The sequence below is a fragment of the Chitinophaga sp. CF418 genome (assembly GCF_900142925.1).
Taxonomy (GTDB): domain Bacteria; phylum Bacteroidota; class Bacteroidia; order Chitinophagales; family Chitinophagaceae; genus Chitinophaga.
Genome location: NZ_FRCN01000015.1, coordinates 97242 through 109660, shown reverse-complemented (window position 1 = coordinate 109660; position 12419 = coordinate 97242). Strand labels below are relative to the sequence as shown.

Annotated in this window: 8 protein-coding genes; all 8 read right to left on the bottom strand. The window is 46.1% G+C overall.

Annotated features, from left to right (window positions below; all coding sequences use genetic code 11):
* Nucleotides 1-12: 12 nt before the first annotated feature.
* The 8 genes from atpA to F3I09_RS28135 all read right to left on the bottom strand — a co-directional run bounded on the left by atpA (nt 13) and on the right by F3I09_RS28135 (nt 12390).
* Nucleotides 13-1590, bottom strand: coding sequence for a F0F1 ATP synthase subunit alpha (gene atpA / locus F3I09_RS28170; RefSeq protein WP_149698398.1), 1578 nt, complete (start codon nt 1588-1590; stop codon nt 13-15).
* 87 nt (nt 1591-1677) lie between these two features.
* Nucleotides 1678-2238: an ATP synthase F1 subunit delta gene (gene atpH, locus F3I09_RS28165; RefSeq protein ID WP_149698397.1), complete on the bottom strand. Its 561-nt coding sequence runs from the start codon at nt 2236-2238 to the stop codon at nt 1678-1680.
* A 96-nt stretch (nt 2239-2334) separates the two neighbouring features.
* Nucleotides 2335-2829, bottom strand: coding sequence for a F0F1 ATP synthase subunit B (gene atpF, locus F3I09_RS28160; RefSeq protein WP_149698396.1), 495 nt, complete (start codon nt 2827-2829; stop codon nt 2335-2337).
* A gap of 116 nt (nt 2830-2945) precedes the next feature.
* The gene (gene atpE, locus F3I09_RS28155) at nt 2946-3227 is read right to left on the bottom strand and encodes an ATP synthase F0 subunit C (protein ID WP_012788904.1); all 282 of its coding nucleotides are present in this window, start codon (nt 3225-3227) and stop codon (nt 2946-2948) included.
* A gap of 48 nt (nt 3228-3275) precedes the next feature.
* The gene (gene atpB / locus F3I09_RS28150) at nt 3276-4412 is read right to left on the bottom strand and encodes a F0F1 ATP synthase subunit A (protein ID WP_149698395.1); all 1137 of its coding nucleotides are present in this window, start codon (nt 4410-4412) and stop codon (nt 3276-3278) included.
* 127 nt (nt 4413-4539) lie between these two features.
* Complete coding sequence (locus F3I09_RS28145; RefSeq protein WP_149698394.1) at nt 4540-8307, bottom strand: DUF3857 domain-containing protein; 3768 nt, start codon at nt 8305-8307, stop codon at nt 4540-4542.
* A gap of 52 nt (nt 8308-8359) precedes the next feature.
* Nucleotides 8360-10033 carry an ABC transporter ATP-binding protein gene (locus tag F3I09_RS28140; protein WP_223233416.1) on the bottom strand — a complete coding sequence of 558 codons (1674 nt, stop codon included), beginning with the start codon at nt 10031-10033 and terminating at the stop codon, nt 8360-8362.
* Between the two features lie 161 nt (nt 10034-10194).
* A complete protein-coding gene (locus F3I09_RS28135; RefSeq protein WP_149698392.1) occupies nt 10195-12390 on the bottom strand; it encodes a hypothetical protein in 2196 nt (731 codons plus the stop codon).
* Nucleotides 12391-12419 lie beyond the last annotated feature (29 nt).

The window sequence follows — 12419 nt, the reverse complement described above, 5'->3', positions numbered from 1 at the left end:
GATGTATGCTGATTAAGCGAATCTTGGTTTCAGTTCGTTTACCAGAGTTACCATACGTTTGAGGCCGTCTTCAGGCAGGTTACCCTTCTTGAACTCACCCAATACTTCTGGCAGGCGCACTTCCATTTCATGCAGGAAGGCCTCTTCGAATGCTTTCACATTCTTTACAGGTACTTCACGCAGTAAACCGTTGGTACCCAGGTAGATCATTGCAACCTGTTTTTCCACGGAGTATGGAGCAAACTGAGCCTGTTTCAGGATTTCCACGTTACGGGCACCCTTGTCCAGAACTACTTTGGTAGCAGCATCCAGGTCACCACCGAATTTAGAGAACGCTTCCATTTCACGGTATTGCGCCTGGTCCAGTTTCAGGGTACCTGCTACTTTCTTCATGGATTTGATCTGAGCGTTACCACCTACGCGGCTTACAGAGATACCCACGTTGATAGCAGGACGGATACCAGCATTGAACAGGTTGGATTCCAGGAAGATCTGACCATCGGTAATGGAGATCACGTTGGTTGGGATGTATGCAGATACGTCACCAGCCTGTGTTTCAATGATAGGCAGCGCAGTCAGGGAACCACCACCTTTTACCAGGTGTCTGATAGATTCAGGCAGGTCGTTCATCTGTTTAGCGATTTCATCCTTGCTGATCACTTTCGCAGCACGTTCCAGTAAGCGGGAGTGCAGGTAGAATACGTCACCAGGATAAGCCTCACGGCCAGGAGGACGACGTAACAGCAGGGATACTTCACGGTAAGCAACGGCCTGTTTGGACAGATCATCATAGATGATCAGGGCAGGACGGCCGGTGTCACGGAAGAATTCACCGATAGCCGCACCGGCGAACGGAGCGTAGAACTGCAGAGGAGCAGGATCGGCAGCAGAAGCTGCAACGATGGTAGTGTAAGCCATAGCGCCGGCTTCCTGCAGGGTTTTCATTACACCTGCAATAGTAGACGCCTTCTGACCTACTGCTACGTAGATACAATAAACTGTTTTACCAGCGTCGAAGAATTCTTTCTGGTTGATGATGGTGTCGATACAGATAGCGGTTTTACCGGTCTGACGGTCACCGATCACCAGCTCACGCTGACCACGGCCGATAGGGATCATGGCATCGATAGCCTTGATACCGGTCTGCAGTGGTTCTTTTACTGGTTCACGGAACAGAACGCCCGGAGCTTTACGTTCCAGTGGCATTTCATACAGTTCACCAGCGATAGGGCCTTTACCATCGATGGGAGCACCCAGTGTATTTACAACACGGCCAACCATGCCTTCACCAACTTTGATGGAAGCGATCTGACCGGTACGGCGTACTTTATAACCTTCTTTGATCTCTCCGGATTCACCCATCAATACCACACCCACGTTGTCTTCTTCCAGGTTCAGAGCGATGGCTTTTACCCCGTTTTCAAACTCCACCAGTTCTCCATAACCAACGTTGTTCAATCCATATATACGAGCGATACCGTCTCCCACCTGCAATACAGTACCCACCTCTTCCAGGTCGGCAGCAGCATTGAAGTTGCTTAGTTGCTGGCGTAATATCGCCGAAATTTCATCAGGTTTTATCTCCACCATAATGTATGCTTTTTATAAAAGGTCGTTAAAATGATTAAATATAACGACAACAGCTTTGCGTGTACGCAGCGGCTGCTGTGAATTGTTTTATTTGATTGCAGGTACGTAAATGTTCTCTGCAAACTGTTTTCTGATATCATTCAGATCGCGCAGTATGGAAGCATCAAACAGATTGTTATTTGTTTCCAGTACAAAGCCACCGATCAGGTCAGCATTCACGGCTGTTTCCAGCTTTACCTGCATATCTGTTCCGGACTGTACTTTAGTTTTAATCAGCTCCAGTATAGATGCGTCCAGCGGAACGGCCGTAGTGATCTTCACTTTGCTGATGTTTTTCAGAATATCATACTGTTTGCCGAACTCCTGCGCAATTTCCGGCAGGTTGCTTTCCCTTCCCTTTACTACCAGCAGCCTCACGAAAGCAGCGGTGATGGCATTTATCCGGCCTTCAAAGATGGCAGCGAGGATCTGCTGTTTCTTGTCAGGCTTAACAATAGGGCTTCTCAGCAGCACAACAACGTCTGGATTGGTTTTAGACAGTTGCTGCATGAACAGCATGTCGGCATTTACCGCTTCCAGCTGCCCTTTTTCAGAGGCCAGATCTACCAGAGATTTTGCATACCGGGATGCTAAACGGGGATTCTGCATATTTATATATCTTTTGGCTTTTCAAGGGGAAAGCTACAGAGGAAAGACAATGCTGTCATCTATCTCCTGTAGCTTCCGGCTTGCCAGCCTATCTCTTTAGTTTAATTTGATTTCTCCAGCCAGTTCTTTGATGTAACCTTCCTGAGCTGCCTTGTCAGACAGTTCTTTACGTAACACCTTCTCTGCTACCTCTATCACCAGTTTACCTACCTGATTCTTAACGTCTGTCAGAGCAGCCATTTTCTGGTTGTCGATAGCCGTATAAGCCTCGCTGATGATCTTTTTAGCTTCCAGTTGCGCCTGTGCTTTCGCCTCGCTGAGGATCTGATCTTTAGCATCTTTTGCCTCCTTCAGAATCTTGCTTCTCTCAGCTTTCGCTTCTGCCAGTACATGCTCATGTTCAGCTTTCATCTGCGCCATTTCATCCTTCACTCTTTCTGCAGATGCGATAGCGTCAGAAATAGAAGTTTCTCTTTCTTTCAGCGTAGAAAGGATTGGTTTCCACGCGAATTTCTTGAGGATGAGGAATACAATAATGAATATGAGTAATGAAATGATAAACAAGCCTAACGCTGGCTGTAACAGATCCATGATTATGAATATTTATTTGGTTCGCAAGTTAATTGATAAGCAATCCGGATACACATCTTAGTAAAACATTACTGCATCCCTTGCCCTGTGCGCCGGATGCAGTAAAAAGTTTAGCCTTACAGCACTACTGCCAACAGACCAGCGATAACGCCGAACAGGGCAACACCCTCTACCAGCGCCGCAGCCAGGATCATGTTTGCACGGATGTCGTTTGCAGCTTCTGGCTGACGAGCGATGGACTCCAGCGCGCTTTTACCGATGTTACCTACACCGATACCAGCTGCGATAGCAGCGATACCAGCACCAATAGCACCACCAGCCTTAGCCAGACCTGCTGAAGCAGCAGCAGCTGCAGCAGCTTCAGGAGCAGCCTGCAATAAAACAGTTAAAATTGCCATAATGAATGTGTATTTATATTTGATTACTAATTTGTCCTATAATAATTATTAATGGTGCTTACCGCCGTCATGGTGATCATGATGAGGTACTTCCATACCCTGGCCGATGAACACTGCTGTCAGGTTAGCAAAGATGAACGCCTGGATAAAGGCAACCAGCAGCTCCAACATCATCATTACGATGTTGAACAGTACAGTGATCGGTAAGAAACCGTATCCTGCCGCTTTGTTCAGAGAACCGAAGATAAATACCAGGGAGATAATGCTCAGGATAATGATGTGACCAGCCAGAATGTTGGCGAACAGTCGTATCATCAGGGAAACTGGCTTCGTGAAGATACCAATGATCTCTACCGGCACCAGTATCGGTTTTACCCATCCTGGTACAGGAGGATTCAGAATGTGCCCCCAGAAATGTCTGTTTGCACTGACAATCGTAGCTATAAAGCTGATCAGGGCCAGGGCGAAAGTAACCGCAATGTTACCGGTAACGTTAGCTGAACCTGGCAACAATCCTAACAGGTTGTTGATCAATATAAAGAAGAAGATAGTCAGAATGAATGGCGTATAACGCTCAGCGCTCAAACCCGGGATGTTTGGTTTTACCACTTCGTCACGGATGAAGATAATCACCGGCTCCAGGAGACTTTGCATGCCTTTGGGCGCTTTCTTGGCGCCTCTGGTGGTATAAGCTTTCGCTACGCTGGTCATCAGCCAGATCAGCAGGATAGCCGCCAGGATCATAGAAGTAATGTTCTTGGTGATGGACAGATCGTAGATCTCCGCACCGGTAGGATTATCGTTGGCGTCTACCGCAATGATTCTCCCATCAGGGTATTTAGCCTCTTCCAGGCCTTTTTCCTCACGGTAATGCTTGTTTACCAGGCGATAACCATCGTGAGACTCATGGCCATGATGAAAAGCGGAAGATGAAAAGGTGGAAATTCCTTTATCCTTGCTGTAAATGATAACAGGCAGCGGAAGAGTAACATGTGTTTCTCCCAGGCTGAACAGATGCCAGTCATGTGCGTCCTTTACGTGACCAAGAAGCACTTCTTTGGCATCAAAACCCTTCTTCTCCTCTTCATGAGGTTCAGAAGTATTCGCAAACGTACTAAAACCGCTTATGCTAAGTGCAACAATAAGGGCTACCAGTCTATATTTGGACAGATTGTAGGAAATCACCGCTTTCTGAAATTTTGCGCAAAGATAGCAGTTTTATTATCAAAAAGGTAAGCGACTACAAAAAATATGTACAACTAAAGAGGGACCGTAAAATACGGTCCCTCCCCTTCATAACATATTGAATTATTTACTTAAATGAAACATATTTCTGCTCAGCAGCTACAATCAGATTGAAGAAATCCTTCATTTTCGGGAAGGCATCCGGTTTTATGTTGTCACGGATATTTGTCTGAAATATACGCTTGATTAACAGCTTATTAGGCGCCGTCTTCACATATATCAACTCATATTTCATATCTCCGAAGCTGGCCTGCACATTACCCGGTACCTGGTCGAATGCTTTCCCTACAGGCAACTCGATCTCCACTTCTGTATTATAATGGTCCACGTTCTCATATCTCCAGTACTCAAACGGATATTGACGGGGTTCATTATTAAAGATATCAGCAGTCGCTACTATATCAAGTAATGGTGGTTTCACCATATTCAGATCGCCCACACTGATCACATCATTCTTTACCGTATAGGTTGCATCCATGATCACGGTGTCTTTCAGGTTATCCAGGTTGCTGAAAGAGAACTTCTCCAGGGTAACCGGGTTCCTGAATTGACCAGACACCGACTCCTGCAGATCCTTCTTCAGCTCATCCTGCGCCTTGTCCCCATAATTGCTACGCAGTCCTGAGGCAACTTCCCCATTGGCCGTCAGGATCGTATTAATATGCAGGTCGGTATTGTCCACCAGGATCCTGCTCTTCCTGTTTTTGGTGACATCAAAGTGCCCGGCAGGCTCAAACAACCGGATCATCTCCCCTGTCTTGTATTCATAAGGAATATTCAATACCTGTGCGCCTACCAGGCTTTGCGGCATTGCATTGAAAGGCAGATGATTATCAGTCAGTTCCAGGCTACGGTAACTATTCCCGTCTTTATATCGCACTATACAGTGATTGAACTCCATAGACGGTAAACGCATGCCCTGCTGACCATTGCCACGGGTACTCACCAGCACCAGGTTGGCGTCCATCCCTGCCTTACGCGCAAAGGATACAAACAGGGCGGACAGGTCCTTACAATCTCCCAGGCGGGTATTCAGTGTTTTAGACGCGCGCTGCGGCACATAAGCCCCCTGTCGGAAGGAAACAGAGCTGTAACTGATATGCTGCTCGATATAACTGTAAATACGCTGTGCTTTTTCATTATCGCTCAAACCGGCTACCCCATCCGGGAACACTTCCTTGTAGGCAGCATTGACATCAAAGTCTTCTTTAGACTGGATGCGGGTGATGTCACTGTACCACTCCGCAATAAAATCCCAGGACTTCACGGTGGACACATGTAACACCTGTCCTATATCGTTGACGCTGGGACTATACCCTTCATCTTTAAATGCAGGTATATTACGCATCTCCCAGGTATACAAACGGAAATTCTCATGTTTGCTTTCAACTGGTTTAACGCCCTGGCTGTTTGTCAGCTCATAATACATCGGTAACTGGTCAGCCACCAGGATGCTGTACCTGGCCATCAGTGTCGGACTGAAGGTAGAAAAGTAAAACTTGTCCCAGTATTCACGTCCCAGACGGCCAATACCATAGTTGCTCACCTTATAGTTCAGGTACACCACGTCTCCCGGTTCCAGGCGTGTATACACCACTTCATTGTCATATGTCTCCGCAGGTACTTTTGCACCACTTGCCTTTACTACCTCCGCTTTGATAATAGTCATATCCTGATATATGCTGTTATACGGGATACTCACTTCTTTCCAGCGCTCAAGGCCATCTTTATTGTTGATATAAACAGCAATGTTATTTACCTGCTCACTTGCGCCTTCCGCATACAGCACGACCTTCTTCTCATTGAAGATGTAATAATAGCTCTTGGAGGTATCTTTCTTTGCTTTCAGGTTTTTATTGATCTCAGCGTAATAATCCTGCTGAGGAAAATAGCTGAATACATCCGGTTTGTTTTCCAGCTCCCGGATCTTTTCCCTGTAGGTATAGCCGCCCGCATAAAGCTGTAAGGCCTGCTTGTAATATTCCAGTGCTTTTTTCTTATCGCCCATCTGCAGATAGCAACTTGCAATATCTCCCAGCGCCTGATGCTGATAAGGGCTGATCTTGTGTTCTATTTCCAGGTAATGTATGGCGGAATCGTATTGCTGACGGGCAAAGAAATGTGATACCAATGGTGCATAGGTATTGATATCATAAGGCGCAGACGCTATAATCCGTTTCAGCGTAGCAACACCCTTTACAGGATCATTCTGCTGAAAATAAGCCTCTGCCAGCGCTTTCATCATATCATATTCGTAGTACTTATCCAGATATTTTTCCAGTACTTTCAGCCCTTCCACCGGGTCTTTCAGCATCTGTTCATGATACTGGGACATAGCAGCAGCAAACTGTGGATTCTCCGGATATTTTGCATACGCTTCTTTCAGCAGGTACACCATGCTGTCCACTCGCTGCAGATAAGCGTTCAGGTACAAGCGTTTTGCAACAGACCATACCTTAGCACCGTTCTTTGCATCCATCTGGTTAATCATATCCATCGCTTCTGAATACTTCTTCTCTTTCTCCAGCTGATCTTCGTTATTCTGCATCACCTGGTAGTTCTCAGGATCCATCTGTTTGATCTTCTCCGTGAGCTCAGCCAGGGCTGTCCTGTCGTATTGGTAAGACATGCAGTCCATGTACTGATAAAGCACCAGGGCATTGTCCGGGTATTTTTTATACAATCCGTACATAGTGGCTTTCGCCTTATCACGTTCCTTATTACGTGTATATACTTTGGACAACAGAATAGGATAGATAGGATCCTGCGGATATTTCGCTATCTGCGCTTTAAAATATGTCTCCGCAAAATGAGGCAACGATTTAGGCGCATCCATACTCTTATCCGGCTGGTATGATTGTACATCGCTACTGATACTGATACCTTTCAGCGTTTCATACTTTTCATCTGCCAGGCGCACGATAAAGTTTGGCATCTCATCACTGGTATATCCTATCTGAACCAGGATACGGTTATATCCTTTATTGAGGTGACACTGTACATTGTATTGATCCAATTCTGTTGCGCGTTCCTCTTCTTCCGCAATCAGCAGCTTATCGTTTACCCATACTTTCAGTGAGCCCCTGCCTCCCAGACACAGAATGGCCTGTTTGTCAGCATCCGCATTTACAAAGGTTTGTGCATAACCAACCGCCGTATTGGCCGGAAATAACGAGCCCACAAATACCCAGCCCTGCTGGGTTATCAGTAAGGGCCTGAACCAGTCGATAGTAGTGTTGTTGTAGGAAGAGAAGCCTTTGCCGGCGGCAGGCTCCTTTATGGGGCCATATTCTTTGTTGAAGCCACTACCGCTGATATTATCGAAGGCGCCGACAAACTGCCAGCTTTCCAGTGCGCCTATCTTTGGAAAGGCCAGTGCGGCACTATCCATCATTTGCCCGCTGAAATAGTGAAAGCCTTTAAAATAGTTGGCAGCCGCTTTCAGAGAACCATGAAAACGGGGATCTGTCAGCACCCGTTCCAGGTTAGCCCGCTGTTTACCGGTTTTCACACCATAGTCACCCAGGATGGCATCATTGAACCACAGGGCATACACGTAAGGATTAATGTCAGTAAAAACGTCCAGTGGATTGGGATACCTGTCCAGGAAGCCGGCGCTGTTTATTTCGTAAGCCTCCAATAGTATCAATGCCGCCATGGCATTACTTTTACGGGCAGGGTCGCTTTTCAGCGCTTTCCTGAAATACTCAATTGCGTGAGGTTTGTCGTTCTTATTCAGTGCGTCCCAGCCTTTGTCATAGTCCCCGGCGAAGGTAACAAACGAAAAAAGTGACAGCAGTGCACAGACAATAATAGATTTTTTAGAGCAGCTCATAAAATAGGAAGGGATTATAATTATTTCACTACTCTAATGTAGTGAAACTAGCTCACATAACCCCTGTCTGCTTGAATTGCATGCTATGTAACTTCTGATAAAATCCACCCAGTTTCAGCAATTCTTCATGAGTTCCCATTTCCCTGATCTCACCTTTATCCAGCACGATAATCTTATCGGCCTTACTGATGGTAGACAGTCTGTGTGCGATAATAATAGAGGTACGGTCGGAGATCAGCTTATCTATGGCCTGCTGGATCAGCATTTCTGATTCCGTATCTACAGAAGAAGTCGCCTCATCCAGGATGAGGATAGAGGGGTTATACAGCAGTGCGCGGACAAAAGAGATGAGCTGCCGCTGTCCCAGCGAGAGGGTACTTCCCCGTTCCATCACCTGGTAATCATAACCATCCGGCAGTTGCATAATGAAGTCATGCATGCCTATTAACCGGGAGGCCTGTTCCACCTGCTCCCTGGTAATAGCGGGATTACGAAGCGTTATATTCTCATATACAGAGCCGGCAAACAGGAATACATCCTGCAATACCACTCCTATCTTGCTGCGGAGTGCTGACAATGAATAATCTCTGATATCAGTACCGTCAATCAGGATCCGGCCTTTCTGTATTTCATACAAACGGTTCAGGATACTGATGATAGTCGTTTTACCCGAACCGGTATGCCCTACAATGGCGATGGTTTCACCCGGACGGGCGGCGAAGTCAATATCTTTCAGCACATACTCCGCGTCTTTATATGCAAAGTAAACATGGTCAAAAGTAATAGCGCCTTTCATGCCTGCAGCATCTTTAGTGCCCGTATCGGCAATATGATCATCGCTGTCCATGACCCTGAACACACGCTCACTGGCTACCATTCCCATCTGCAGTGTATTGAACTTATCAGCCAGCATACGCAGCGGACGGAATAGCATGTTCAGGTACATAATGAAAGCGATCATTACCCCCTGGGTCACCTCATAGTTCAGTACCTTGTTGGCCCCCCACCACACCATCAGACCAAGAGAAATGGCCAGGATGATTTCCACTACAGGAAAGAATACGGAATAAGCAAAAATGGCGTCTATGTTAGCAGTCCGGTGCTCCTTATTAATCTGACGGAAACGGGCATACTCACGTTTTTCACCGGTAAATGCCTGTACAATCGCTACACCTGTCAGGTGTTCCTGTACAAACGCATTCAGGGCCGATACGGCATTCCTCACACGGTAGAAAGACTTGTTCACGCTTTCCTTGAAAATATAAGTAGCAATGATCAATATGGGGAAAGGCGAAAGGCTGATCAGCGTTAACCGCCAGTCTTCCATAAACATTACCACAAGGATTGCAATGATCATCAGCATGTCTGCGATGATGGAAATCAATCCCTCGGAGAAAACATCATTAATAGCTTCAATATCATTGATAGTACGGGTAGTGAGTGTACCGATCGCTGTTTTGTCGAAGAAGCCCAGGTTAAGATGTACGATCTTCTTATACACGGTGACCCGCAGGTCTTTTATCACAGATTGTCCGAGCCAGTTGGTGAGATAGGAGAAGTAAAAGCGCATCACAGTTTCCAGCAGCAGTAATAATACCTGGATAGCTGTGATAATGATCAGCATCTGCATAAGCTGACCGGCTATATATTTGTCTACTGTTAGCTGTATCAGGTATGGCCTCATAGGCGATATAACGGCAAGTAACACCGTCAGGAACATCGACATATAGAACGAGCGCCTGTATGGAACTGCAAAAGTGAATATCCTCCTTAATAAGCTAATATCAAAAACCTTCTTGACCGCTGTATTTTCCACCTTACAAAAGTATAAAGAAAAAGCCCTCCGGCAATATTGCCGGAGGGCTTTTTCTTTATTTCACAATTCGTTTATTTATCCTCTTTCATGATCTGCTTGTAGGCCTTGATAAATATAGCGCCCAGGTTCTTGTGCGGTGGCACATAGTCGCTGAACAGCTCCTTATTGCGTGCATCGGCGGCAAACCGTTTACCCAGGGCAGCCCACATCTGTACCCAGTCTACATTTTTACCACTGCGGATGGTTTCGTCCAGGGTACGGATGATCGGTTCATTGACAAAACGGGTTCCTACCTGTTTGGAAGAAATGATATGCGCCTCCGGCGATTTCTGCAATACGATAGCCAGGTTATGGTAGCCACCACAAGAGCCCAGTACCACAATCTTGGCTGAACTCTGCAGGTTGTCCAGGGTTGTATTCACATGATAACTATGACCACGGTGAATGAATACGGTCGGATGGATATCGTTCTCGTCCAGGTATTCGCTCAGCTTCTGGATAGCAGTTTTATCTTCCGGCTCTTCCAGCGGCAGGTTGGCATAAATAGTCACCGGTTTGCCCTTGGTAGACTGGATAGTAGTCCAATACTTGTTTCTACTGGTCTTCCACTCTCCTGCAGGGAAGTTGCTCATGAAACTTACATAAGAGTCGTGACCATCTTTATCGCCATAGAAGAACACCTGCTGATATACCATACCGCTATCGCTCAGCAATGCATTATAAGTCACGAAGTTAATCGGAGGCAGCTGCAGTTTCGCGGCCATCTCGCTGGCTTTTGAAGAATCGCTGCCTTTCTCCGTTTCCGTATCAAACAGGCTTCCCAGCAATTGGTAGATAACGGTACCTCTTCTCTCTTTCTTACGGGATACGAAAACGTAATTCTTCTGTACTTCCTCACGCAGGAAGGCTAGTAGTTTCGGATCGCGGATACTGCCGAAAGAGTTGGCTACGTCCACCGCATCTTCCAGGTCTTCCGTTTTTTCCAGGCTGCTCACGTATTTCTTCATCAGATAGTTTGCATTCTCAGGAGCCATGGATTTCAGGAAGTTGTCCAATGTATTGAAACCGGCTGCCATCGCAATGAACTTCTTGAACCTGTCAAACTCCACCAGCATCAGCAGACTGTCTCCACGAGGTGGTTTCATACGCGCCATCATCTGGTCGTAGATACCTGCATTATTGTGGTTGGTATAACTGGAAGTATACAGTTCCTCCTGGCCATTTATGATCAGGTAATAAAGCTCTTCCGGTGTAAAGTCTTTTACTATGCGGAAACGTACGTTTGCCGGCTCCTCGTGCAGGTCATTTATCTCGCGGATATAATGCAGGGAACGGGCCTGCAGGTTTTCCAGCATCGCTTTCAGACCGATGATATTTTCTCCGTTATTCTTGCGGTTCTGTAATTTGATAGCACTTTTCACCAGTTGTTTGAAGTACATGTCTTCATTGTCAACAATAGCAGACAGTTTCTCAACTGTGGTAGTGCCAGCCATGAGCTCATCAATGAAAGGCAGTATCAGGGTAGATTGTCCTGAATTACCTATCTGAACGATCAGCTGAACGATCGGGTCCTGGTTCTTTTTAATGGCAGTAGCCACCGGTGTATAAGAAGTAGCATAAGTCAGTACCTGGTTGGGATATTTCCTGGCCACCGCTGCTATTATTGAATCCGTAGCGGGATATTCCAGGTAATTGCCTATCTGCGACATTACAGTACTCAGATTATTGAAAGCATATTTCGCAAATAATACTCCACGGGCATCCTTATAGCCGGGATTATCGCGGAAAGGCTCTATCATCCTTTCTCCGGCATCGAATGACAGATTCTGTACATAAGGCAGGATGCTGGCACCCCTGATATCAGCCTTCATCATATCGCGATAAGCCTGTACCATGGAAGGCGCTTCTTCCGGCGCTATTCTGCGGTAGCTACGCTTGATATTATAGTCATGGATCATTACATACAGACCTGAAAGATATTTGATCTTTAAACGGTGGTCCAGTGCGGAATCCAGCTCAATCTGGGTCTGCATGTCGTCTATCTGTTTGATCAGTGCATCAGTGACCTGCAGATTGATGGTCTGGTCGTCTGATACGCGTACAAGATCGTCTGCCTTGCCGTCAAATTTCAGGGCTGCTGCCTGTTCTCTGTCAATATTATCGTGGAAACCGATTCTTCCAATAGGTATTTCAACTTTTTGCGTTTGAGCATAGAGCAGGTCCTGTAGGGAGACCAGCAATAAGATAATAGTTATAATTCTTTTCATTAATATAAATATGCTTTACTCTTACATAC